Source organism: Bradyrhizobium sp. sBnM-33, from assembly GCF_032917945.1.
Classification (GTDB): domain Bacteria; phylum Pseudomonadota; class Alphaproteobacteria; order Rhizobiales; family Xanthobacteraceae; genus Bradyrhizobium.
This window is the reverse complement of the sequence record NZ_CP136624.1, coordinates 8,540,865-8,565,932: the sequence shown is the minus strand read 5'-3', so window position 1 is coordinate 8,565,932 and position 25,068 is coordinate 8,540,865. Positions and strand designations below refer to the sequence as shown.

22 protein-coding genes are annotated in these 25,068 nt (G+C 62.1%); 16 read left to right on the top strand and 6 right to left on the bottom strand.

Annotated features, from left to right (window positions below):
- Positions 1-125: 125 nt before the first annotated feature.
- The 3 genes from RX328_RS40180 to RX328_RS40170 all read left to right on the top strand — a co-directional run bounded on the left by RX328_RS40180 (position 126) and on the right by RX328_RS40170 (position 3,936).
- On the top strand, positions 126-1,394 hold the full coding sequence (locus tag RX328_RS40180; RefSeq protein ID WP_213246557.1) for a threonine ammonia-lyase: 1,269 nt from the start codon (positions 126-128) through the stop codon (positions 1,392-1,394).
- A 424-nt stretch (positions 1,395-1,818) separates the two neighbouring features.
- Positions 1,819-2,394: a TRAP transporter small permease subunit gene (locus tag RX328_RS40175; protein WP_213246559.1), complete on the top strand. Its 576-nt coding sequence runs from the start codon at positions 1,819-1,821 to the stop codon at positions 2,392-2,394.
- Between the two features lie 6 nt (positions 2,395-2,400).
- Entirely contained in the window at positions 2,401-3,936 is a 1,536-nt protein-coding gene (locus RX328_RS40170) for a TRAP transporter large permease subunit (RefSeq protein WP_213246561.1), read from the top strand.
- A 185-nt stretch (positions 3,937-4,121) separates the two neighbouring features.
- On the opposite strand, the gene RX328_RS40165 is transcribed toward RX328_RS40170, so the two are convergent.
- The 4 genes from RX328_RS40165 to RX328_RS40150 all read right to left on the bottom strand — a co-directional run bounded on the left by RX328_RS40165 (position 4,122) and on the right by RX328_RS40150 (position 8,070).
- Positions 4,122-5,231, bottom strand: coding sequence for a TRAP transporter substrate-binding protein (locus RX328_RS40165; protein ID WP_317258589.1), 1,110 nt, complete (start codon positions 5,229-5,231; stop codon positions 4,122-4,124).
- 501 nt (positions 5,232-5,732) lie between these two features.
- On the bottom strand, positions 5,733-6,125 hold the full coding sequence (locus RX328_RS40160; RefSeq protein WP_213246565.1) for a hypothetical protein: 393 nt from the start codon (positions 6,123-6,125) through the stop codon (positions 5,733-5,735).
- Positions 6,126-6,374: 249 nt separating this feature from the next.
- Positions 6,375-7,130, bottom strand: coding sequence for a class I SAM-dependent methyltransferase (locus tag RX328_RS40155; protein ID WP_213246567.1), 756 nt, complete (start codon positions 7,128-7,130; stop codon positions 6,375-6,377).
- 52 nt (positions 7,131-7,182) lie between these two features.
- Positions 7,183-8,070 (bottom strand): helix-turn-helix transcriptional regulator, encoded by an 888-nt coding sequence (locus RX328_RS40150; RefSeq protein WP_213246568.1) that lies wholly within the window; start codon positions 8,068-8,070, stop codon positions 7,183-7,185.
- Between the two features lie 92 nt (positions 8,071-8,162).
- On the opposite strand from RX328_RS40150, the gene RX328_RS40145 reads away from it, so the two are divergent.
- From RX328_RS40145 to RX328_RS40130, 4 genes are all read left to right on the top strand, one after another.
- Positions 8,163-8,855 carry an ABC transporter permease gene (locus RX328_RS40145; protein WP_213246570.1) on the top strand — a complete coding sequence of 231 codons (693 nt, stop codon included), beginning with the start codon at positions 8,163-8,165 and terminating at the stop codon, positions 8,853-8,855.
- A gap of 2 nt (positions 8,856-8,857) precedes the next feature.
- On the top strand, positions 8,858-9,580 hold the full coding sequence (locus tag RX328_RS40140) for an energy-coupling factor ABC transporter ATP-binding protein (protein ID WP_213246572.1): 723 nt from the start codon (positions 8,858-8,860) through the stop codon (positions 9,578-9,580).
- Between the two features lie 76 nt (positions 9,581-9,656).
- Entirely contained in the window at positions 9,657-10,484 is an 828-nt protein-coding gene (locus RX328_RS40135) for a substrate-binding domain-containing protein (RefSeq protein ID WP_213247065.1), read from the top strand.
- A 417-nt stretch (positions 10,485-10,901) separates the two neighbouring features.
- Positions 10,902-11,207 carry a hypothetical protein gene (locus RX328_RS40130; protein ID WP_213246574.1) on the top strand — a complete coding sequence of 102 codons (306 nt, stop codon included), beginning with the start codon at positions 10,902-10,904 and terminating at the stop codon, positions 11,205-11,207.
- A gap of 74 nt (positions 11,208-11,281) precedes the next feature.
- Here RX328_RS40130 and RX328_RS40125 read toward each other — a convergent pair whose 3' ends face one another.
- Positions 11,282-12,238, bottom strand: a complete 957-nt coding sequence (locus tag RX328_RS40125; protein WP_213247067.1) for a lytic transglycosylase domain-containing protein — start codon at positions 12,236-12,238, stop codon at positions 11,282-11,284.
- 206 nt (positions 12,239-12,444) lie between these two features.
- Between RX328_RS40125 and RX328_RS40120 the strand changes: the two genes are divergently transcribed.
- The 3 genes from RX328_RS40120 (at position 12,445) to RX328_RS40110 (ending at position 15,077) form a co-directional block, all read left to right on the top strand.
- A complete protein-coding gene (locus tag RX328_RS40120) occupies positions 12,445-13,629 on the top strand; it encodes an MFS transporter (RefSeq protein WP_213246576.1) in 1,185 nt (394 codons plus the stop codon).
- A gap of 57 nt (positions 13,630-13,686) precedes the next feature.
- Positions 13,687-14,637, top strand: a complete 951-nt coding sequence (locus tag RX328_RS40115; RefSeq protein WP_213246578.1) for an oxygenase MpaB family protein — start codon at positions 13,687-13,689, stop codon at positions 14,635-14,637.
- A gap of 92 nt (positions 14,638-14,729) precedes the next feature.
- Positions 14,730-15,077, top strand: coding sequence for a hypothetical protein (locus RX328_RS40110; RefSeq protein ID WP_213246579.1), 348 nt, complete (start codon positions 14,730-14,732; stop codon positions 15,075-15,077).
- A gap of 117 nt (positions 15,078-15,194) precedes the next feature.
- On the opposite strand, the gene RX328_RS40105 is transcribed toward RX328_RS40110, so the two are convergent.
- Positions 15,195-16,355, bottom strand: a complete 1,161-nt coding sequence (locus tag RX328_RS40105) for a Kelch repeat-containing protein (protein WP_249726029.1) — start codon at positions 16,353-16,355, stop codon at positions 15,195-15,197.
- 179 nt (positions 16,356-16,534) lie between these two features.
- On the opposite strand from RX328_RS40105, the gene RX328_RS40100 reads away from it, so the two are divergent.
- The 6 genes from RX328_RS40100 to phnD all read left to right on the top strand — a co-directional run bounded on the left by RX328_RS40100 (position 16,535) and on the right by phnD (position 25,067).
- Positions 16,535-18,325 (top strand): peptide ABC transporter substrate-binding protein, encoded by a 1,791-nt coding sequence (locus RX328_RS40100; RefSeq protein ID WP_213246581.1) that lies wholly within the window; start codon positions 16,535-16,537, stop codon positions 18,323-18,325.
- 540 nt (positions 18,326-18,865) lie between these two features.
- Complete coding sequence (locus RX328_RS40095; RefSeq protein ID WP_213246583.1) at positions 18,866-20,830, top strand: peptidoglycan-binding protein; 1,965 nt, start codon at positions 18,866-18,868, stop codon at positions 20,828-20,830.
- A gap of 146 nt (positions 20,831-20,976) precedes the next feature.
- Positions 20,977-21,525, top strand: coding sequence for a DUF3592 domain-containing protein (locus RX328_RS40090; RefSeq protein WP_213246585.1), 549 nt, complete (start codon positions 20,977-20,979; stop codon positions 21,523-21,525).
- Positions 21,522-23,219: a caspase family protein gene (locus RX328_RS40085; protein WP_213246587.1), complete on the top strand. Its 1,698-nt coding sequence runs from the start codon at positions 21,522-21,524 to the stop codon at positions 23,217-23,219. The genes RX328_RS40090 and RX328_RS40085 overlap by 4 nt, the downstream gene beginning before the upstream one ends.
- A 186-nt stretch (positions 23,220-23,405) precedes the next feature.
- Entirely contained in the window at positions 23,406-24,164 is a 759-nt protein-coding gene (phnC, locus tag RX328_RS40080; RefSeq protein ID WP_213246588.1) for a phosphonate ABC transporter ATP-binding protein, read from the top strand.
- 30 nt (positions 24,165-24,194) lie between these two features.
- Complete coding sequence (phnD, locus tag RX328_RS40075) at positions 24,195-25,067, top strand: phosphate/phosphite/phosphonate ABC transporter substrate-binding protein (protein WP_213246590.1); 873 nt, start codon at positions 24,195-24,197, stop codon at positions 25,065-25,067.
- The last annotated feature ends 1 nt before the right edge of the window (position 25,068 follow it).

The window sequence follows — 25,068 nt, the reverse complement described above, 5'->3', positions numbered from 1 at the left end:
CAAGTGTAACCCCGCAGCAGCTTTTTGCGACACCCATGTTCATGGGGCGGGATTTTTACGAGATTCGAGGGAGGCGAAAGGAGCGGAAAAGGCCTATACGATTGCCTCTCAACGAGGCCACCGAAATGCCGAATCCTCCTAAAAGTGTACCGCCGACAAAAGCCGCTTCCGAGCCCGGCCGACTTGCTATCACGCCCGAGGACATCACGGCTGCGGGCGCGTCGATTGCCGGGTCGGTCCTCGTCACCGAATGCGACCAGAGCCGGACGCTGAGCGAGATCGGCGGCTGCAACCTCTGGCTCAAATTCGAGAACCTGCAGTTCACCTCGACTTTCAAGGAGCGCGGCGCGCTCAATCGGCTGCTGGCGCTGTCGCCGGAGGAGCGCCGACGCGGCGTGATCGCGATGTCGGCCGGTAACCACGCGCAGGGCGTGGCTTATCATGCCAGCCGGCTTGGCATTCCCGCAGCCATCGTGATGCCGGTCGGCACGCCGATGGTGAAGATCGAGAACACGCGGCGTCATGGCGCGAATACGATCATCTCCGGCAAGACGCTGGAGGAGGCCGGCGAATTCGCGCGCACGCATGGCGAGACGCACGGCATGATCATGATTCATCCTTACGATGACCCGCTCATCATTGCGGGGCAGGGCACCATCGCGCTCGAAATGCTCCGGGCCGCGCCGCAGCTCGACACGCTGGTGGTGCCGATCGGCGGCGGCGGGCTGATTTCCGGCATGGCAGTTGCGGCCAAATCGCTGAAGCCGGATCTGCAGATCGTCGGCGTGCAGGCGCAGCTCTATCCCTCGATGTACAACGCCATCAAGGGTCAGCATCTGCCGATGCGCGGTGATACGCTCGCCGAAGGCATTGCGGTGAAGGTGCCTGGCCGGATCACCACCGAAATCATTCGCCATCTCGTCGACGACATCGTTCTCGTCACCGAGGACCAGATCGAGCGCGCGGTGGCGATGCTGATCGCGATCGAAAAGACCGTGGTCGAGGGCGCCGGCGCCGCGGGCCTTGCCGCGGTGCTGGCCGCGCCGGAGCGTTTTGCCGGCCGCAATGTCGGCCTTGTGCTGACCGGCGGCAACATCGATACCCGGCTGATCGCGTCCGTGCTGACGCGCGAGCTCGCGCGCGAGGGCCGGCTGACGCAGATCGCGATCGACATCGTCGATCGCCCCGGCCAGCTCGCCGCCGTCTCGGCGCTGCTCGCCGAAGCCGGCGCCAACATCATCGAGGTCTCGCACCAGCGCACCTTCTCCGACCTGCCGGCCAAAGGCACCTTGCTCGAAGTCGTCATCGAAACGAGGGATCGGGTGCATCTCGACGAGGTGATGAAGCGGCTCGGCGAGGCCGGATTCGTCGCGTGGCTGCCGGGGCGAAGGTGACCGTAGCTCTTTCGAGCGAAGCACGTCCACGGACTTGATCCGAACATGGCGACCGGTTCGCGTAAGGAAAACGCGTCAAAGCAAAAGCGCTGGAGCGTGAAGTCATCATTCGAAGTCATCATTCAGAGTGGCCGGTTATGCGCGTTGGTGCGCATTTCGGACTCAAGCTGGATCTTGAGTGAGGTCCGGGAAGGACCCAGAACCGACGTTCCGTCCCGGCGGGGCGGCTAAGCGGCCGACGCCTCGGGTTGTTTTCTGCCCAGTTGTGCATCGCAATCGTGAGCAGATCGCTCGCGGTCATTCATCCGCTGGCACCCGGATGGCCGCTAAGCTAACATCGGGATCATTTGAGAGGAGCGGTGGGTCGCACTGGACGCTTTACTCTTACGGGAAGTCCAAAGCGGGCACCGTCTGGACATGCTGCATGGCCAACATTTCTGCTTCGCCAAAGCCCATGCCACCCCGCGGCTATTTGGCCGTCATCCGTAGTATTGACAAGTTCACGGAATCGACCGGGTACCTCTTCGTCCTCTCGATCATTCCCCTGATCTGCGCCAATGTGGTTGAGGTTTTTGCCCGCTACGTCCTGGGGGATCCGACGATCTGGGCCCTCGACGTGACGACGATGTCTTACGCGACCTTGTTCATGCTGGGCTCGGCATTGGCGCTTTTGAAGGGCGCTCACATCCGCACCGATGTACTGTGGGAAAAATTCTCAGATCGCACGAAAGGCATGATCGACAGCCTGGCGTTCCTGCTGTTCTTCCTGCCGACAATGGTCGTGCTGTTCTTCCTCTCGATAGACGATTTCTTGTACTCGCTTTCGATCGACGAACGCGGAAGCTCCGGCGCGTGGACGCCGGTCCTGTGGCCGCTGCGCGGAGTTATTCCGCTGACGGCATTCATGCTGTTCTTGCAGGGTATCTCGGAGCTGATGAAGAGCCTCTGGGCTTGGCGAACCGGCGCATTCTTGACCAGGCACGTGAAGATCGAGGTCTGAAGAACCATGACAGCCGCCGAAGCTCTCGGACTTGCCATGCTCGTCGGTATGGTCTTCGTCATTTTCATCGGCTTCCCGATATCCTTCACGCTGCTGTTTCTCGCCCTTGTTTTTGGTGCCATTGGCCTCGGGTGGGAGCAGACTTTCAATCTCGGCTACCTGCAAATCTGGGGCACGATGAAAGACGAGATCTTTCCCGCCGTGCCGCTGTTCATCTTCATGGGTTACATGACCGAACAGGCCGGGCTCATGGAGCGGCTGTTTGTGGCTTTCCGCAGCGTTCTCGCGCCGGTGCGCGGAGCGCTCTATTTAGCCGTGATTCTAACGGCAACTGTTTTTGCGATGGCGACCGGCATCGTGGGCGCCGCGGTGACTGTGCTCGGCATCATGGCCGGATCGATGATGATCAAAACCGGCTACGACGCGCGGCTGTCAGCGGGTGCAATCGCCGCCGGCGGTACACTCGGCATTCTGGTCCCTCCGAGCGTAATGCTGGTAGTCATGGGCCCGGTCATGGGCGTGCCCGTCAATCTGCTTTATTCAGCGGCGTTCGGCCCGGGCTTTCTGCTCGCTGGCTGTTACATTGCCTATACGCTCGTCCGCAGCTTAATCAATCCGAAGCTCGGTCCAGCCATGACCATGGAGGAGCGCCAAGCCACCTATGACGCGATGACCACCGAAAAGGTAGGCGCTCCTGTAGTCGGATTGGGCCTCGTATGCTCGGTCGCAATAGCGTATTTGCTGATCGAGTTGTTATTGAGCCAGGCGCGTGCACAGCGTCTGTCGTTTGCAATCGGTCCGTTCAGCCTGTCTGCCATCGCTTCGGTGTTAGCAATTCTGACGGCTTACCCCTACTTCCGGAACGCCTACTTCCGCGCCGTCATGCTCGGCGTTGCGCCTCTAAGCGCGCTGATCGGATTTACCCTCGGAACCATCGTCAGTGGAGTCGCCACGCCGACCGAGGCAGCCTCCTGCGGGGCTTTCGGCGCTGTCCTCCTTGCACTCTTTTACGGCCGGCTCAGCATGCGGTCGATAACCAACGCGGCCATCGGCACGATGGTGACCTCGGCCATGGTGCTGTTTCTCGCGGTGGCCTCGACGGTGTTCGGCGCTGTCTTCACCAAGCTGGGCACGGCGAACTTGATCACCAACTATCTGCTCGCCCTTCCGTTGAGTGACTGGTGGAAGTTGGCATTGATCATGGCGATCTTTTTCATCCTCGGCTGGCCGTTTGAATGGCCCGTAATCATCCTGGTCTTTCTTCCGATCGTTTTGCCGGTGGTCGAAAAGCTTCAGTTCGGTATGAACAAGCTCGACCTGCTGATTTGGTTTGGCGCACTGACCGCCGTCAATATGCAGACGTCGTACTTGAGCCCGCCCGTTGCAATGTCGGCGTACTACCTGAGGAACGTCGTTCCGCAATGGAGCCTGAGCACGATTTACCGGGGCATGTCCGACTATATGGTGATTCAGGTTATAGTCCTGGCGCTGCTGCTGCTGTTCCCGCAAATCGCACTGTGGTTGCCGAACATTGTCAGGTAAGCGCGATCGGCTGTTTATCCATCTCAAGAAGGGCGGCCGAGGCCGCCCTTCCAGCTATGTCCCTCCTACGCCAGAACATGCTCCGGAAAACTGGGTACCGGTTCTCCCTCGGGACAAACGCGAAGCGTTTGCCCGGAGATCATGCGCAATCAAAACCTAGAGCGCGATGGCGATCTAATCCGCGTTCAAGGCTGTTTAACGGGCCAATAGTGGTCTGCCTGCAACGCGTAGGGCGGGAACATGAAGCGCTTGGCGGGCACGACCTTGGAGGCATAGGCCTTCTGAGATTCGTAGACTTTCTTGAAGAACGGGTTCTTTGCGGCCTCCGCCGCGGCAAACTCGTCCCAGGCCTTGAGGAAGGCTTGATTGACCTCGGGCGGCGTCGTCAGGAGCTTAACTCCATGCTTCTCCGTAAACTCCGCGATGGCGTCCGCGTTCTGTCGCTGGAAGCTCGCCCACCAGCGCAGGAACGTCTCTGTTGTGGCCGATTTGATGGCCTCCTGGTTCTGCGGCGGCAGGCTGTCCCACACGTCCTTGTTGATCGCGATCTCGGCGACTGAGGCGCTCTCATGCATGCCGGGTGTGTAGTGATATTTCCAGACCGTATGCAGGCCGAGTCGCAGATCCTCGATACCGCCGACCCACTCGGCACAATCGATCGTGCCGCGCTCGGCGGCGGGCAGGATCTCGCCGCCCGGCATGTTGACGACCGCCATGCCCATCTTGGCATAGAGCTGGGAGACGATGCCGGTCTGCCGGCACTTCATCCCCCTGAAGTCGGGCAGGTCCTTGATCGGACGCTTGAACCAGCCGAGTGCTTGCGGGCTCGGCGGAATGCTCGGAAATGCCACCAGATTGAGCTTGAGCTCCTTCTGATAGAACTCGTTCCACAGATCGAGGCCGCCGCCCTCGTAAACCCATCCAATGAAGTCGACAGCATCCATGCCGAAAATACCGGCCGGCGTATTGGCGAACAGCGTCGCGGTGACGCTCTTGCCGTACCACCAGTAGGAGATGCCATAGGCACCGTCGATCACCTTCTTGTGCGCGCCATCCAGGATTTCGAAGGGCGGAACGACCGCGCCGCCCGGCAGCGCCTCGATCTTGAGATTACCGCCGGTGAGCTTGTCGACTCGCTCGGCAAAAAACTTGAGCGCGTCGTGGGTTGTGGACGAGGGCGGAACCGCCGATTGTATCTTGAGGACTCGAGGCTGTTGGGCGAGCGCCGTGCCCGCGAACGCCAATGTGGCGGAGGTTACTGAGACCAGAGCGACTTTCCTAATAAGCGAACTCATTTTCATTGGATGTCCTCCCTCCCTTTTGCTTTTGCTCCCTTTGGCAGAGTGCGGGCGAGCCAAGGGCGGCCAGCACACGAATAGCCTACAGCGGCGAGGTGCTGTCAGCCAGTGCGGCCCGCTGGAGTTCGTTAGCTGCCAGTAAGATGAACCCTCAAGCCGTTAAAGCAGCAAGCGAGCCACCCCGGTTCGCGAACAGACCGGACAGCCGCTCGTGGTGGCAAACGGCCCTCTGGGCAGCGGTCAAGCCGTTCGAGTGGTGGGCTGGAAAATAAGGCTGGCGCGGCGCGAGAAAACGAGCGACATAAGTTATTGTATTTACACGTTTATTTCTAGTGTGACTCCAAAGTGGACATCAGTGCCGCTCGCAGCGCGCTCAGCTTGTCCGCGCCCAAGTTCACCAGCCGCACCGCGCCAGCCTCGCTGACATCATAGCCGCCAAGTTCGCCCGCCCGATCGCGGAAGCCTGCCTGGGCGCAAAGTCGAACAGCGCCTGCGGCCCTACCCGCGAATGCGTTGCTCGATGTTGGCAGCCGGTCCCCCCGCGCGCACGTTACGAGTACCTGATGGATGCGCTTGTGAGCCCGCGAAGCTTTTCCACGGACCAATAGTTTCGACGATGATGTTAATTCCGGCCACCGCGCTTTCGATTTGGCGCTGCACGCTGTCGACCTCGGATTTTAAAAATTCCTGCATTTTTTGCAGTTCGGAAGCCAGCTTGTGAAGGTCGTCTATCGAATTTGAGGTCAACCGGGCGACGGAAGTGTTGAATCGCTCGGTGCTGATCTCCAGCGGGCTAGCGGGATTCGATTTTTCTTTGCCGGGTTGTGTCGCCAGCGTCTCCTCCGGCGGAGGCGTTTTCTCGTCGGGCGCGGCAGACGTCAGGGTATCCATCAGTTCCCTCCTTAGTGCCCGCGCCCCGCTGCACTAGGCGTCGTTGAGTCGTTAGGCGATTTGGTGGCGTGGCGGTGGCGATCCGGGGGCCCCGAGGTTTTCCGGCTTACCCCGGTTGAACTTCGACGGTCGTCGCATATCCGTTTTTCGAGTTGGACCAGCACGAAAAACGGGCGTCGCTGGCAGCCGCGGCTGGTGCGGACATTTGCTTCAGGTCTCAGCCGCCGTCGCCTATGGGCAACTCGCTTCTCATCCTTGATTATCACACAGGCATACTTGTCGCACGCTTCCAGCCACCAGCGGGCTGCGGTCAAAATCACCAAAGCGCTCGATGAGGCGTAGGCCACCTGATGCGATTAGCAGCGGCATTTCTTGCGGAAAGATGTTTCGCATTTGCATATGAGTCTTCCAGAAGTCCTTCTTTGCCGATGTCGACCAGTACCAATCCACGTGACTGATTTGGGTGAGGGGATCGTATCTAAGGGTCTCGTCGACGATTACCTCACCTTGAAGATCATGGACGATCGATCCGACCAGTTGACGCTTGTCGGGATCGCTGCTCAGTATCGCCGCATTCGGAAAAAAGGCGTCGAACACAAGCCTGCCCTTCGGTGATAGATGCCGTGCGACTGACCGAAAAAAGCCTGTGAAATCGTTCAGGCTGTGCAGGTGCAGAACCGAATTCATAGCAACAATGATGGTATCGAAGGTGCGTCCATTTAGGTCGAAATGGCGCATGTCCAACTGCACCAGGTCGAGCTCGACCGCCTGTGCCTCGGCGGAACGTCGCGCACGTTCGAGCATCTTGGCGGATAAATCGCCTCCAGTCACTTGTAAACCTGATCGGGCCAGCGGAATGGTGAGACGACCGCTTCCACACGCAAGATCGAGAACGCGACCACCTCGTTCGCGGGCGGTCTCGACGTAGAAGCGCTCCATGGCTGGATAACTTGGCGCGATCAAATCGTATAGATCAGGGCGATCGTAGAGGCTGTTCTGTTCCATGAAAAAAGCTCGCGTCAATTTGCATGTGGCTGCGCGCTGATGAGTTGGCGCCCTAGTTCACCAGCCGCACCGCGCCAGCCTCGCTGACATCATAGCCGCCGAGCTCGCCCGCGCGATCGCGGAAGCTCGACCCGCGCATGAAGTCGAACAGCGCCTGCGGTCCCTTCATAAAGTAGTCGCGCTGCCGCATCACCAGGTCGAAGCGCTCCCAGGTCAGCGGCAGGAAATCGAGCCCGGCCGATTTCGCCACGCTTCGCGTGGCGATCCCGCAGTCGATGCGACCCGAACGCACCGCCTGCGCGATGTCAGGTCCGGTCGGAAGTACGGGCTTTGCCAGTTTCAGATCGTCGAGGGCGATCCCGGCGCGCGTCACGAGCGCAAGCAGCAGCAGTTGTGCGCCGGCGCCGGGTGGACGTTGGCCCATCCGTGCGCCTGATCTCGCGATCGAGGCCATGTCGCTCAGGCCGAGCGGATTGCCCGGCCCGACCAGAATGCCCTGCTCGCGCCGGGCGAAGCCGAGCACGACTGCATCGTGCAGGCCCGGCGCATCGGCGACCGCTTCGACATTGGCTCGTTCGTCATCGCCATCCAGCCGATGCAGGTGGATCGCTGCGATCATCACCTCGCCGCGGGTCAGCCGACGCAGGCCTTCCTCGCTGCCTTCGGGCAGGCTGGCAAGGCCGGAATTACTCTCACGCAGCGCCCATTCCAGCAGCGGATCATGGCTGCCGCCGACGATCGGCAGCGCCGCCACCTGCGCCAGCGCGGCGGGCGAGATCAGGCCGGCGGATACCCAGCGGTCGAGCGCCGTGCGCGGAAACAGCCAGCGACCGGTCACCTTGCTGCAGGGCACTTCGCGGTTCGCCACCAGTTCGTAGAGCTTGCGCTCGGAGAGCCGCAGATACTCGGCCGCTTCGTCTGTCGTGAGGAGTTCCGGCATCGGCACCAATATGCATTTGAATGAAGCTATTACATAAATTGACCATACCGTCTCTATCTGCGCAAGATGTACCGCGCTAGTTGGAATTACAAATGCCAGACGACCCGTCCGCCCTTCAACTCGTCCTCAGCGGTGATCCCGCGCTGTTCGCGATCGTCCGGCTGTCGCTCTATGTGAGTTTCTCGGCGGTGGCGCTGGCCGCGCTGATCGGCATTCCCTTGGGCGCCTGGATCGCGCTGACGAGATTCCCCGGCCGCCAGGGCGTCATCGTCCTGCTCAATGCGCTGATGGGCCTGCCGCCGGTCGTCGTCGGCCTCGCGGTGTATCTTGCGCTGTCGCGCTCGGGGCCGCTCGGTGCGTTCGGCCTGTTGTTCACCCCAAGCGCCATGATCGTCGCGCAGACCGTGCTGATCACGCCGATCATCGCTGCGCTGACGCGCCAGACCATCGAGGATCTCTGGCTCGAATACCGCGACGAACTCACCGCGATGAACCTCGGGCCGCTCGGCCGCGTCATGGCGCTGATCTGGGACGCGCGCTTCAGCCTGGTCACGGCGCTTCTGGCAGGTTTCGGCCGTGCAGCCGCGGAGGTCGGCGCCATCATTATCGTCGGCGGCAACATCGAGGGCTTCACGCGCACGATGACGACGGCGATTGCGCTCGAGACTTCCAAAGGCGACCTGCCGCTCGCCGTCGGCCTCGGCCTCGTGCTGATTTCGATCGTGATCGCGGTCAACGCGCTGGCCTGGGGCGTGCGCCGCGCCGGCGAGCGACTGGCGGGATGACGATGCGCGCGCCTTCGAGCGAACTGCCGATCGAATTCGACCACGTGACGGTTACGGCCCGCGGCGTCACGATCCTTGACGACATCGCGCTCGCGCTGGCACCGGGCCCGCCCACGGTTTTGATCGGCCCCAACGGCTCGGGCAAATCGACGATGCTGCGCCTGGCGATGGGACTGCTGGCGCCGTCGCGTGGGCGCATCACCTGGGGCGGCCTCGAACATGTCCCGCCGCTTAAGCGCGCGATCGTGTTTCAGCGCCCGGCGATGCTTCGGCGCAGCGCCGCCGCCAATCTCCGTTTTGCGCTGCGCGCCGCCGGCATCCCGCGCGCGGAGCATGCGCGGCGCATCGCCGAACTGCTCGAACTGGTAGGCTTGCACGCGCTCGCGGACCGCGCGGCGCGAAGGCTCTCCGGCGGCGAGCAGCAGCGGCTGGCGCTGGCACGCGCGCTGGCGCGCGATCCCGCGGTACTGTTTTTGGACGAGCCGACCGCAAGCCTCGATCCCATCGCCACCAAGGCGGTGGAGGACATCATCCGCGCCGTCAGCGAGCGCAACATCAAAGTCGTGATGGCGACCCATGATCTCGGCGAAGCGCGCAGGCTCGCCGGCGAAATCGTCATGCTTCACCGCGGCCGTATTGTCGAAACCGGTGCAGCCGCATCGTTCTTTGACGCGCCGCAAACCGCCGAGGCGAGGGCGTTCCTCGGCGGCGAACTATTGATTTAACGCATGATCCGGAAAAGTGGTTACCGGCTTTCCGAACGATCGTGCTCAAACTAATGATGGGAGAAAACAAATGAACATGCTCACGCGCCGTCTGCTGATTGCGGCGACCGCCAGCCTGGTATTCGCAAGTCACGCCGTCGCGCAGGATAAATCGATCGTAGTGGCTTCGACCACCTCGACGCAGGATTCCGGCCTGTTCGGCTATATCCTGCCGATGTTCAAGGCCAGGACCGGCATCGACGTAAAGGTGGTGGCGCAGGGTACGGGACAAGCGCTCGATACCGGCCGCCGCGGCGATGCCGACGTGGTGTTCGTCCACGCCAAGCCTGCGGAAGAAAAATTCGTCGCCGAAGGTTTTGGCGTCAGGCGCTATCCCGTGATGTACAACGACTTCATCCTGATCGGCCCGAAGAGCGACCCGGCCGGCATCAAGGGCTCGAGGGACATCGTTGCTGCGCTCTCCGCGATCAAGGCGAAGGCCGCAGACTTCATCTCGCGCGGCGACAAGTCCGGCACGCACCAGGCCGAGCTCAACCTCTGGAAGGTCGCTGGCATCGACATCGCAAAGGACAGAGGCTCCTGGTACAAGGAGATCGGGCAGGGTATGGGCGCTGCGCTCAACACCGCGTCCGCCTCGAACGCCTATGTGCTCGCCGATCGCGGCACCTGGCTGTCGTTCAAGAACCGCGGCGACCTCATGATTTCAGTCGAAGGCGATAAGCGCCTGTTCAACCAGTACGGCGTCATGCTGGTGAATCCGGAAAAGCATCCGAGCGTCAAGAAGGATCTCGGCCAGCAATTCATCGACTGGCTGATATCGCCAGAGGGACAGAAGGCGATCGCCGATTACAAGATCAATGGCGAGCAGTTGTTCTATCCCAACGCCAGCGATTCAGGCGCGTGATACGCAGTTGCGATCAGTCCGGCGCAATGATCACGGTTCGCTTGCAGTCGGCGGCGTTTCGTCAGACTTGATTGCTGGATCCGTGATCAGGCGATAGATCGGCACCCACGCTGTCTCCCATTTTTCGAGCGTAGCACCGCAAGCCGTGCACTCAAAACTGTCGATCTCGCGCGAGGCCGCCATCGCCTCGGTGCGGTGGTAGATCGCGCCACATCTGCAATGTCGCTGATTTCCGATCACCGACGACGTTTAAGCCCCGGCGCGAAGCCGTACAACGCTACTCTCGTCGAAGGAACTGCCGTTCATATTCATGAATGTCTGTTCAAGGAGCTGTAGCAATCTTAATGTCGCAGACGGAACGTGATCGCGGCGCGGTGATTAGACTCGGTAGAGTCGACACATCACTGGAGTTCGATGATGAAGAAACTAGCCATCGTATTTGCCGTTGGTGCTGCTGCGCTGATCGGCGGTTCCGCCGCCAACGCTGCCGACAATGCGGTGAAGGCGAAACCTTCGACGGATACTGTACAGTCTTCCACTGACTTCAGCGCCCATCGCCGCCACTGGCGTCATCGGCACTGGGGCTACCACCGGCACCATCGCCCGTACTACGATAGCTACGGCTACTACGCGCCGCGCCGGTACGGGCACTATGGTCCCCGCTATTACGGCGGCGGTCCCGGCGTAACCTTCAGCTTCGGCACCGGCGGCTATCGGTGGTAGGATAGTTCGGGTGAGACAAAAAAGCCCGCAGCAATGCGGGCTTTTTCGCGTGCCACTGGCCGGTCGATACGAGCCTATAGTTCCCGCGATGCTTTCGATGACTTTGTCCGGCTGCCGCTGCCGGCGGCCGACGCAAAGCGGGTACCGGATTGTTTGCCGAGCTTCCGTGTCGCAGCCTTTGCTGCCAGCCGGGTCACCCGGGCATGCGCATTCCGGAACGCGGTACGTACAGCCCTCGCGGTTCGGCTTGCAACAACCCGCCGCTTTTTGACAGCCGCGTGGCTCTCTTCGGCAATGTCGGCCTTTCGCAACATCCCGCTGATGGAAGGCGCCAGATCGACGGGCACTTCGGCGATCTGGTCTTCCTTCGACAGGCCGCCGACCCCTTCACATGGCGCCTTATCCGGCAGGTCCGTCGGCATGTGGACGGTATTGTCTTCGTCTGTCCAGGCTTCGGCCTTGTGGCCGGTGATGATCTTGACGTAAGCGCGCGTTTCCTTCGGCAACGCGCCGCGTCGCGATAACCACTTCTCGATCCTGCCGCCGCCCGCATTGTACGCTGCCGCCGCAAGCCCGAGATTTCCGAACTGATTATAAAGCTTGCGAAGAAATCTTGCCGACGCAGGAATCGCCTGCAGCGGATCGAACGGGTCTCTCAAGCCCATTTCGACCGCCGTTCGCGGCATGAATTGCGCAATGCCCTGCGCGCCTGCCGAACTGACCTCCGCCGTTTTAAACCTGCTTTCCTGCCAGAGCAGGCGCGCGAGAAACCCGATCGGAATATCGTGTTCCTCGGCGGCAGTCCTGACCGCCTCACAGATCGAATTCGGTGACGCGGCCTCCTCCTTTATCGAGGCGACCGCATGAGCCGCGCCATCGGCTCTCGTTGCCGACTCGTACGGCGCGGTGACGACGTTTGTTGCGTCCGGTTCTTGCGAATGCTCGACCGACGCGGTCACAGTTCCTGTGTGAGAATTCGATGTCGTGGCGGGTTCCGATTGCGCTTCGGCGACAACGAAAGATGGTTCCATCCATACTGACCTGATTCCGGAACTTTCAAAATCCACCGCGACTACAAACACAGCAATCACGGCGGCGAAAAGATATCGCATCAACAACTTCCATCCATTTGGGTGAAGGCCGGTCGGATAGAAGTTGGATGTGGAGATTTCGCGGATGAACTACGGCAGAGCAGTGTTCTTTGTGGCCGTAATTCTACCGAGGGGAACTTTCAGAAATGCGCGTTTCTGGGCCAGTCGCCTACATAGCTCTTTACGCCGCGTTGTACGCGGCGTTCGGCGTTGCATCGCCGTTCTGGCCGAAGTTTTTTGAAACCAGAGCGCTCACGCCCGAGCAGATCGGTGTGATACTGGCGGCGGCGTTGCTGGCGCGTCTTGTCGCCGGTCCACTCGTCGGGATGTTTGCAGACTTCCTGCAATCGTTGCGCCTCGTGCTCGCATGCTGCGCCGTCCTGGCAGGAGCAACGGCTGTGGCGTTGCTGTGGGCCGATGGTTTCTGGATGTTGCTGCTTCTGGCGCTGGTTCAAGCCGTGGCACTAGCCCCAACGACGTCGGTGGCCGACGCGTTGGCGGTCAACGCGGCCAAGCCGCAGATGGCGGGGCGGCCTTTCGAATACGGCTGGATCCGCGGCGCCGCGTCGGCGGCTTTCGTCTGCGGTACGCTGCTCATCGGGCAACTCATCACTTCCACTGACCTGACGCGTGTGATCTGGCTGAACGCAGCCCTGCTTGTCGCTGCCGCTGGGGCAACCGCGCTGGTGCCTAGGGTTTCAGCTCCCACGGCGACGCATACCGGCGCATCGCAGCTTGCGAGCGAGGTTCGTGGACTCCTTGGGATCGCGCGATTCCGAGTCCTGATACTAGTCTCTGCTCTGATCTATGGCAGCCATGCCATGCATGACGCCTTTGCGGTGATCAGGTGGAGCAATGCCGGAATAGACACCTCCGTCATAAGCGTGTTGTGGTCGGAGGCCGTCGCTGCAGAGGTCATCGTATTCTTGCTGATCGGACCGGCCTTGCTCAACCGGATCGGCGCGCGTGGTGCGGCGGCATTGGCTGCAGCAGCCGGAATCATCCGCTGGTCGGTTGCGGGGACCACGACTTCCGTTGTGGCGCTCGCGATGGTGCAGCCGCTGCACGGATTGACGTTCGCACTGCTGCATCTGTCTTGCATGCGATTGATGGCCGCTCTTGTCCCCGCCAGAATGGCCGCAACGGCTCAAGCAATCTACGCGTTTGGTTCAGGCGCGGTGACAGCCGCACTGACGCTGCTTTCGGGGCTTTTCTATGCCAGGTATGGCGGAGGGGCGTTCGTTGCGATGGCGGTGCTCTGCGGCCTAGCGTTGCCGCTCGCCTGGTTTGGCTTTACCGATGCTCGGGATATTTCTGCCCGCGCACGCTGAGTTGCGGTAGAATCCGCGTCGCGAAAAGCAGGTCGATCTCTGTCGAAGGTTTGTCAATTGGTCTCGGAAAGCGATCTAGACGCTACTCTTGATGTCGTCAGGGCCGGCGCCGCTGGGCCGGCTGAGGGCATCTTTGGCCCGGCGTCGGTGACGTGGCGGATCGACAGGGAAGCCGTGATGTTTCTGGGAGCCGGGCGCGCCTTACTGCTTCAACTGGCGCATCCCTGGGTCGCGGCTGCGGTTGCCGAGCACTCGCGCACCTTTGCCGATCCGGTCGGCCGCTTTCATCGAACCTTTGAGCTGATGTTTACAATGGTGTTCGGTTCGCTCGACGGCGCGACTGCCGCGGCCCGGCGCCTGCATCGGCGGCACGCGATGATCTCCGGCGTGCTTCCCGAGGCGAGCGGCCGCTTCGCCCAAGGCTCATCCTACAGCGCCAACGATGTCGCCGCGCTGCGCTGGGTTCACGCCACCCTCGTCGAAACCGCCGCCATCGCGCACGACCTCGTCTTGCCTCCGCTCTCGCCTGAAGAGCGCGAGCAATATTGGGCCGAAAGCCGGCTGTTCGGCGCGCTGTTCGGGCTGAGACCTGCGGACCTGCCGGCGGATTGGTCATCCTTCGCCGAGTACAACGCCGCCATGGCTCAATCCGATACCTTATCCGTCAGCACCGCGGCGCGTGACGTGGTCCACCACATCTTCACCGGCTCACGTCCATGGTTGCGGCCGCCGCGCTGGTACGTGGCCCTGAGCGCACAGATGCTGCCCGAGCGGCTGCGCACAGGTTTCGGCCTCGATCTCGACGAACGCGATCGGAGGGCCGCGGATCGCGCGCTCAAGTGGATACGCCGCCTATATCCCCACCTGCCGACCCGCCTCCGCTATGTCGGCCCCTATCATGAAGCGCAGGCGCGGCTGCAGGGAAAGCCGCGGCTCGAACTGGCTACCCGGTGGCTCAATCGGGCGTGGACTGGACGACCGCGTCTGGATGACAGCCGGAAGAAATGAGGCCGATGGCCATCGGCGCGTCAATTACGGTAAGAGATTTCCCGCCGACGATTCCTGAAAACGAAACCTTGCAGAACTGGATTTTGAGACCGATGGACGAGGACGACCCGAGTGACGAGATTTCGCAGATAGAAGCGCGGCTCGAGGAACTGGCCGAGATCGCCGAGCGCTGCCGCAAGATCATGCTGGTCTCGAAATTGGCGATCGCCGCCGGAGCCGGATTGATGCTCGTCACGGTGCTCGGCCTGCTCGGGTCCAATCAGGTCGCCGCCCTCGGCTCGATTGCCGCCGTGCTGGGCGGCATCGTGTCGCTCGGCTCGAACGCCAGCACCTTGCGGCAGACCATGGCCGCCATCAGCGAGGCCGAGGCGCTTCGTTCCGATCTGATCGGCAGGATTGACCTTCGCGTGGTCGGCGACGAAATGAGAAAACGGATCTAAGCTGGTCTTGAAAAGCGATCTCTGAATCTTGGCTCGATGTCGTCAGGGCCGGAGCCGCCGGCCCGTGGGAGCGGTGAATCCCGTGCCCAAGCACGCTTGCCTTGCGGTCGGGCGCAATCAAGCAGCCAGTGTAAACGCCTCGTGCACGGACGACTGGACCGCCCCGCCCGTCACCGCGCCGCCGCCGGCAACGTAGATGGCATCGCCAATCGTGGTGGCGCCGACCGCGTGCCGCGGCGTCAGCATCGGCGCGTGGGATTGCCAGGTGTTCGTCTGCGGATCGTAACTCTCCATCTGACCGAATACTGTAGCTTGCGATATCTGACCTTTGTCCTGCACGCCGTATTCGCCGCCCATCGCGAACAAGCGGTCGCGGTAAACCACGAGGCCGTGGCCGGAACGCGCCGTAGGCAGCGGCGCGCGCTCCTTCCAGGTGTCAAGCGCGGGCAGGTAAACGTGGTGAAGGTCGGTGTTATATTCAAAGGTGTTGAAGCGGCCGCCGATGATATGGACCATGCCGTTATGGGCGACGGCGCCGACATGGTCGCGCGCCGCCGGGAGCGCCTTGCGGATTTCCCACTTGTCGGTTTGCGGATCGTAGACCTCATGCCAGCCGACGCTGGCGCGCTCGTTGGTGGGCGCGCCGGCGCCGCCGATCAGATGGATCTTGCCGTCAAGCGCGACCGCCGCGGCCGCGCGCGGACGTGACAATGGGGCGATGGTCGTCCACTTGTCGGCAGTCACGTCGTAGGCAAATGCATTCGGATCCGGATTGCGATTCTGCTCGATGAAGCCGCCGAGCGCGTAGACGCGCCCCGCATCCGCCACGACGGCGACATGGTTAGCACCGCGCGGCAATGGCGCGGCGTTGAACCATCGGTCGTCCTTCGGATCGTAAACGTGGTGATAGGCGCGGTCGACGCGGCCTTCGCCATAGCCGCCGACAATATGCATGCGCCCCGCCCAGGCGGTGGCCCAGGCCATTTCGCTTCGCGGCAGCGGCAACGCCGCCTTTGGTGTCCAGCGCCCCTGCGGGCCCTTCGGCGCCGGACTGTCCACCTTTCGCTGCGCAATCTGCTCGGTGGTGAGGTGATGCGGCGTGCCGCCCTGAAGCCGGGCGAACGGATCGGCGGAGGGCGCTGCTTCCGGCAGCGCTGCGCCTGACGGCGTGCCATGGCCCGCATGCTGGGCGAGCGCCGGCGCGCAGCAGATGGTTACGCTGGCAGCCCCGGCAACGAAAGCTCTCCTGTTCAGACGCGGCAGATCGGATGAAGACATGAGAGCTCCTGGGCTAGAGGTGCTGGATCATCGATGGTCGTAACAAAGGCGAGTGCGGTCAAGACAACAACTCCGTGAACTGCGGTGGCCCGGATCCTGCTTTGACAGGTTCGCGCTTAGGTGATCCATTTCAGTGTTGAGAGTGACGAGGCATTTAGCGCCAGTGAGGAGTCGGCCCCATGAAAGAGCGGGAACTGCGAGACCTGATTGCTGACGTCAAGACTGGCCGGTTGTCGCGGCGGGCCTTTGTCCAGCGAATGATCGCCGTCGGCCTTTCGGCGCCGATGGCCGGGATGATGCTGAGCCAGTCCGGGGTCGCGATGGCTGCGACCGCGCTACCCTACAAGCCGACCAAGGCCGGCGGCGGCGGCGTGCTGAAACTGATGTATTGGCAGGCCATCACCCTGCTCAATCCGCATTTCGCCGTCGGCACCAAGGATCAGGAAGGCTGCCGGATCTTTTACGAGCCGTTGGCGGGATGGGATGGCGACGGCAATTTGGTTCCGATCCTCGCCGCCGAGATTCCGAGCAAGGAGAATCATGGATTGGCCGAAGACGGCCGCTCGGTGGTCTGGAAGCTGAAACGCGGCGTCAAATGGCATGACGGCATGCCGTTCACGGCCGACGATGTCGTCTTCACCTGGGAATATGCCAAAACGCCGGAGACCGCGGCGGTCTCGATCGCCAACTACAAGGACATCACGGTCGAGAAGATCGACGACTTCACCGTCCGCCTCACCTTTGCCAAGCCGACGCCGTTCTGGGCCGATGCCTTTGTCGGCAATTACGGCATGATCATCCCGAAGCATCTGTTCAAGGATTACGTCGGCGCCAGGTCGCGCGAGGCGCCGCACAATTTGAAGCCGGTCGGCACCGGCCCTTATCTGTTCGTGGATTTCAAGCCGGGCGACATGCTCCGCGGCAAGATCAATCCGAACTACCACGTCGCCAACCGGCCGCATTTCGATGAGGTGGAGGTGAAGGGCGGCGGCGACGCGGTGTCGGCGGCGCGCGCGGTGTTGCAGTCCGGCGAATACGACTATGCCTGGAACATGCTGGTCGAAGAGGACATCCTGCTGAAGCTGGAAGCCGCTGGAAAGGGCAGGGTCAACATCACGCCGTCAGGCAATGTCGAGTTCATGTCGCTCAACTCGACTGATCCCGCCGTCGAGGTCGACGGCGAGCGCGCGAGCATAAAGACCAGGCATCCGCTGTTTAGCGATCCGGCCGTGCGCCAGGCCATCAATCTCCTGATCGATCGCGCGTCGATCGAGAAATTCATCTATGGCCGCACGGCGCGGGCCACCCCGAACTTCCTCAACAACCCGGAACGCTTCCGGTCGAAAAACACCAAATTCGAATTCAACATCGAGAAGGCCAACCAGATCCTCGAGGCCGCTGGCTGGAAAAAGGGCGGTGACGGCATTCGCGCCAAGGACGGCAAGCCGCTGAAGTTCGTATTCCAGACCTCGATCAATGCGCCCCGGCAGAAGACCCAGGCCATCGTCAAGCAGGCGTGCCAGAAAGCGGGCATCGACATCGAACTGAAGTCGGTGGTGGGATCGGTGTTCTTCTCCTCGGACGCCGCCAATCCCGATACCTACACGCATTTCTATTGCGACGCGCAGATGTACAACACCACCATGCCGCAGGCCGATCCGCAGTTTTTCATGAACCAGTATGTGTCGTGGCAGATAGCGAACAAGGAAAACAAGTGGCAGGGGCGCAATGTCTCGCGCTGGCAAAGCAAGGAATACGACGAGATCTACAAGCAGGTCGAACGGGAGCTCGACGCGGTGAAGCGCGCGGCGCTGTTCATCAAGCTCAACGACCTCGTCGTAACAGACAATTACATCCAACCCATCGTCTCCCGGAGCCGCGTCGCCGCGCTCGGCAACAAGCTGACCGCGCATATCTCGGGCTGGGACAACGATTTGTGGCAGCTCGCGAGCTGGTACCGGGAAGCGTGAGAGCGGAATATCGGTGCAGTCCAGCACTGTCACCGTAATACCACCATAATGCCACGGCCCGCATGCTGGGCCAGCGCGGGCGCGCAGCCGACTGTCGCGCCGGCAGCCGCGGCAATGAACGCTGTCCTGTTCAGGCGCGGCAGATGGCATGTCGAAGCCATGAGAGCTTCCGGGCTGGCATAGCTGATCATCAATGGTCATGACAACAGCGAGCGTGGTCAGGACGACAACTCCGAGAACTGCGGCCGATGCACTCAGTTGCAGGTGACCTGCATCGCAACTGTTAGCTAGCTCACACGTGAAGGCTGTAACCCGACGTAAGCTCTTCACGGTCAGCCGTGAGCCGTAATGCTCCGGCTGCGCAAGCGAATATCGATAGTGCGGACAGCGCGTCCGGCCGGTTGTCACTGGCCGCGACGATCGGATCATCGTGCCGAAAGGGCAGATCTGGGCCGGCCAATGAGCAGCAAACCGAGGCCGAGGACGCAGCGATCGACGAAAAGGAAGCGGGCAACAGGCACACAAACGGGGGAGCGAGCAATGGGTCAAATTGGCAGGTCTACCGATCCTTCAACCGCTGATAATCGCGACGACGTCGCAGGCAGCGAGGTCGCTTCGTTCCGCTACAACAATCCCGGCGCTCAATATCCGAGCGCACGCGCCGCGCGCTTTGGCCAGACCGGCTATGGCATCATCGGCGGCGGCCACAAGATCGCGCGCTTTCCCTCGCCGGTGAACGGCGCCGCCTCGAATTTCGATTTGTTGTCGCGCAGCTATGTCGGCATGCGGATCGGCGAGGCCGGAACGAAGTGGACCGGCGCCCACGGTTTCGGCGTGCCCGGCTATGACCCGAACGCCACCCTGACCAAGGAGATGGTCGACGATCCCGTGCAGGCCATTGCCTTGCTGAAGGCCATTGCCGGCCGCGAGTCGGGCAAAGGCAATAACCTGACCGAGGAGCAGTGGCGTCAGGCGCATCGAATGTACAAGGCCGGCAGCGCCGATGCCTTCCTGAACAGCCTGCCCGCTGTAGCCGTTGCCCAGCCACCTGCGAGCGGTGTGCCCTCAGGTGCGGGCCTGGTTCAGCGCGCCCGCGCGCATATCGGCGAGCAATACGTCAACACGCAGGTACCGAAGGACGATCCGCATTGGCATGGTCCGTGGGACTGCGCCGAGTTCGTTTCATGGCTGGTCTATCAGGAAGCCGGTACGCTTTACGGCTGCGTCGACCACACGGCGCTGCCTGCCAAGGCCGATGCCTATACCGGCGCCTGGAAGGCTGACCTCGAACGGCTCGGTAAGCGCGTTTCGGTGGAGGAGGCGGCGGCAACCGTCGGCGGCATCGTGCTCCGCTATCCGCCTGGTCCGGGCAAGATGGGCCACATCGCAGTATGCGACGGCAACGGCGGCACCATCGAGGCAAAGGGACGGCGTTACGGCGTGGTGGCCGACACAGTGCACGGCCGCGGCTGGCATACCGGCATCCTGATTCCCGGCATTTCCTATGACAATGCCGCACCGATCAAGGTCAACCCGCCCGCCATCATCTACGAGGTCGGTGCGCCGAACATGGATATGGCCGTGGTTGCGCGCATCCAGGCGGCGCTGGCCGCCAAAGGCTTCGATCCCGGCCTGATCGACGGCGAGTTCGGATTAAACACGCAAGCAGCCGTGCTGCGTTTTCAGGAAGCCGAGGGCATGGTCGTCGATGGCGCGGTCGGGTCGGAGACGGCGGCGGCGCTCGGGGTCTCGCTCGGGGCCGAAGTCGTCCAGCCCGGCGTCGCCGTGGCGGAGACGGGTCCCGCCGCTGGCGCTGCCGCGCTCGACCTGCAGCAACTGCTCCCGCTCATTCTCATGTTGCTATCGAAGGAGAAACCGATGGCTGCCGATCCTGCCAAGCCGGGCCAAGGCCTCGAACTGCTGCTGCCGCTGATTTTGCAGTCGGCACTTACCGGCAAGCAGCTCGACATCACGCAGCTTCTTACCGTGCTTGCGACCGGCAAGCCCGCTGCGATGCCGGCGGTCACGCCGATCGCCAATGCGCCGGTGCTCGCGCAACCTGTCAACACCGTCCCGGCGCCGGTCGTCGCGCAGCCGGCAACGCCGCAACAGCCGGCCGCCGCGCCGCCGGTCGATCTCATCACCGTGCTGATGCCGCTGCTCTACGAGCGGCTGACCGGCAAGCCACTTCCAGGCACCGAAAAACCGGACAAGCCTGCCGAGCCGCTCGCGCCGGCGATGTCGCGGCCGAGCGTACAGCTTTCAGCGGGCATGCTTGGTATCGTCACCCTGCTGCAGTCGGCGGGCATTCTCAACCTGCCCTTCAATCTGGGAGCGATTGCTGGTCAGGCGCCAACCACAGCCGCGCCGGTTTCAGGTTCGACGCTGGCGACGATAATTCCGATCATCACCGGCGTGATCGGCGCCACCGGCGGCTTCGGCGCGATCGGCGGAATAGCATCGAAGCTGCTGGGCGGACTGCTCAGCGCGTTCGGGAAGAAATGAGGAACACCGGAGGTTGGAAGGAGTAAACCTCGGTGCGTCCGCGACCCGCTGCTCGGGAGTTGTGCCCGCCGCTGGTGCCATGACACCTGCTCGGGGCATTGAACCTTTCGGTCCACGCCAAGACACATCCACGCCTACAACAGTGTTTGCCGCAGGCGCGTCTTTTCATGGAAGATCCTACAGTTTTTCTCAGCCGCCTTGCCAGGTTCGCCCTGATACCGATTGGCCTGCTGCTATTGCTCGCAGCGGGCTCCAGTGTCTGGTCAACAAGAACATGGATTGCACGCGCCATTGAAACGCCCGGGTCGGTGATCGAGATGGTGCGCCTGCGCGACAGCGAGGATAAGGGCTACGTGTTTGCGCCAGTCGTGCGCTTCCAGACGATGGACGGTCGTACCATTGAATTTCAGTCCGGGCTGCGCACCAATCCGCCGGCCTATCGTACCGGACAGACTGTCTCGGTGCTCTACGATCCCGGCGTGCCGGAATCGGCGGCCATCCGGGGCGTGTTTTCTCTTTGGCTGATGCCGATCATCCTGGCTTTCATCGGGTCGATCTTCCTGGCGATCGGAACCGCCATGATCATGCTGATCAGGAGGGTGGCGCGGGCCTTCGATCAGCCGCCGCATCTGACTGACGTGGTTGGTTCGCCGGCGCGCGGGCAAGTCGCCGTTTTCAACAGGACAGGTTCATGATCGCGCTTCTGTTCGGTCATCGCCACGCCCGGCCGGGCCATGCCATGGCGCTTGTGCTAGCGCTTGCGTTGATGTTGCCCGGTGCCGGCGCATCCGAGGCCGCACCTTCCGACAATCGCGCAAAGCTCTGGAATTCCTGCCGTGCAGACGACAACGAGGCCGGCCTCGCAGCCTGTATGGCGATCATCAGCACGCCCGGCATTTCAAAACGAGAGCGCGCGATCGCGTACTACAATCGGTGCTATAAGTTCATCACCCGGCACGACTACAGGAACGCACTCGCCAGCTGCGACCGGTGCCTTGAAGACAATCCCTCCTTCGTCGAAGCATGGCTTAACCGGGCGTTGATCCGCAGCGGGTTCGGCCAATTCGACCTCGCCATCATAGACGCGACCAAGGCGCTCGCGGTCGCGAACAATAATTCCGACCGCGCCGACGCGTTGCGTAACCGCGCCGCTGCCCATGTGCGACGTGGCAGCATCGCGGAGAGCCGGGCTGATCTGGACCAGGCGGCCAGGCTGCAACCTGGCGGCATCTACAATTTCATCCACCAGGCCGACTTCCTGGTGCAACTTGGCCGTCCCGATGAGGCGCTCCAACAGATTGCGCGAGCTCGCGCCGCTCGGGTCAGCGGTAACTCTTCGCAGCAGAAGACTTCCGCCGACATCGGCTTGCTGCACGGAAAAGCCCTCGTGGCGCTGAAGCGTTACCCGGAAGCGCTTCCTGTGCTGGATGCGCTGCTCAAGATCGACCCCCAAAACGCCGAAGCGTTTGCGCTAAAGAGCGTGGCATTGGGTCGAACCAACAACATCGCGGCCGCACGGGATGCGCTGTCCACCGCGCGCCGGCTGCCGCTGTCCAGTCCCGACGCCGCCGACGTGTTCCGCGAGGCGGAGCAGCTTGTGCGCGAGGTGGATAGCGCAATGGCGCCGCCCCGCGGCGAACCGGTCGCGCCGGGCGCAACGCCGTCGCGCGAGCGCAACAATCGGGTTGCGCTGGTGATCGGCAATGCCGCCTATCAGAACGTTTCACCCCTCAAGAATGCGGGCCGCGACGCCGAGGCGCTGGCGGCGGAATTCGACGCGCTTGGCTTCCGCAAGGTGACGCTGCTGCGCGATCAGACGCGCGAACAGATGTTTGCCGCCCTGCGAGCCTTCGCCAGGGAGGCGGAAACGTCTGACTGGGCCGTCATCTATTTTGCCGGCCACGGACTCGAGATGGGCGGAATCAACTGGCTCGCACCTGTCGATGCGCAGTTGAAGACCGATCGCGACGTGCGCCTCGAAGCAGTGTCGATCGACGAGCTCAGCACCGCGATCGAAGGCGTGCGGGGATTGCGGCTCATCGTGCTGGATGCGTGCCGGGACAATCCTTTCGCGCCGCAGATGCGCTTCACTAACAGCACGCGCTCGCTCGGAACGGGGCTAGCGCGCGTGGAGCCCGAGGGCGGGACCATGATCGCCTATGCGGCGAAAGCCGGTCAGGTGGCGCACGATGGGGACGACGACAACTCTCCGTTCATGAAAGCGCTGCTCAATCGGCTGAAGCAGCCGGGGCTGGAGATCTCCATGCTCTTTCGCTTCGTCCGCGATGATGTGATGGCCGCAACCGGACGGCAGCAGGAGCCTTTTGTCTACGGCTCGCTGCCGAGCGAACCCTTTTATTTCCGTACCGCAGCGACAGCTTCGCGGTGAGGCGGATCAATCGCGTACAGAAAACTCAACACGTCCGAGTTTTGAGAGAGTAGCTCGGACCAGCAGGTCGGGCATCGAGCCTGCCTTGGGCCTGTGTCATCCTGACGTCATGGACGCTTGATAGTCGGACTAAGCGAACAATTAACGATTTTGTTCGGAAACAGCGAACACGCTGCGAGGTTCGAGATGCTGTCGCTCCAGAACGTGACCGTTACATATCCCAATGGGGTCGTGGCGCTGCGGCCGACCACTGCCATGTTCGAGCGGGGAAAATTCATCGTTCTTCTCGGCACCTCAGGGGCGGGAAAATCGACATTGCTGCGCAGCCTCAATGGGCTCGTGCGGCCTACGTCGGGTGAGGTTTGCGTCGAGGGGCGTGGATCGATCTTCTCTAGCCGCACACAGTTGCGGGCGCATCGGCGGCGGACTGGAATGGTGTTCCAGCAACATCATTTGATCGGCCGGCTGTCGGCGCTCGACAACGTGCTGACAGGACGGCTTGCTGCGCACAGTGTGGTGCGGTCGATTTTTCCGCTGCCGTGCGCTGACCGCCTGCTGGCCCTGGAGGCGCTTGACCGGGTCGGACTTGCCGACAGGGCGCTGGACCGCGCCGATCAGCTTTCCGGTGGACAACAGCAACGCGTCGGCATCGCGCGCGCCATGGCCCAAAAGCCGGAAATCATGCTCGCCGATGAACCCGTCGCGAGCCTCGATCCTGCCACGTCCGTCCGGGTGCTCGAAGATCTTCATCGGATCTGCCGCGAGGACGGGATCACCGCGATCGTCAGCCTGCATCAGGTCGATCTGGCATGTCGGTTCGCCGATCACATCATCGGCCTCGCGCAGGGCGGCATCGTTTTCGAAGGGGCGCCGGATCAACTCGGGTCGGTTACGCTCGATCGTATCTATGCGATGGAACGCAAAGGCTTGGCCAAAGCGGCTTAGTCGAGCCCTCAATCTAGATGGAGAAATCAGATGATTCAGCGCCGCAACTTCCTCGTTGCATCGGCCGCGGCCGGGCTCTGCGTGCTCGCCGCTCCGGCATTTGCCGCCGACAAGACAAACCCCGACAAGCTGCGTATCGCACTGCTTCCCGACGAGAACGCGTCGACCATCATTCAGAATGCACAGCCGCTCAAGAAGTACCTTGAGGAGGTGCTCAAGAGACCCGTCGAGATCATCGTCACCACGGACTATTCGTCGATGATCGAGGCGATGCGGTTCGGACGCATCGAGGTCGGATATTTTGGCCCGTTCTCCTACGTGCTCGCCAAGTCGAAAGCGCCGGAAATCGAGCCCTTCGGCGTAGGCGTCGAAAAGGGTAAACCCAATTATCAGTCAATCCTGATAGCCACGGCGGATGGCCCGGTGAAGGAACTGGCCGACATTAAGGGCAAGCCATTCGCATTCGGTGATCGGGCTTCCACGTCGAGCCATCTTGCGCCGCGCGCCCTTCTCGCCAAGCAAGGGCTGATCGGAGACGCCGACTATAAGGTCGTCCATCTGGGCCAACACGATGCGGTGGCGCGCGCCGTCGCTGCCGGGCAGGTGCCCGCGGGGGCGTTATCCGAATCCATTTACCGGGTCTTGGTCGAAACCAAGAAGATCGATTCCACCAAGCTCAGGCAGCTCGCGCTATCCGAACCGATTCCGAACTATCCACTCACTGTGCAGGGCTTTCTGAAACCCGAGCTCAAGAACGCTATCAAGCGGGCGTTCCTCGACCTCAACGATCCGGCCATCCTCAAGCTGTTCCGCGTCGAGGCTATCGCGACGGCGACTGACAAGGATTACGACGTGCTGCGCGACATGGCGAAAGTGCTCCAACTCGATATTGCCAAGCTGTGAA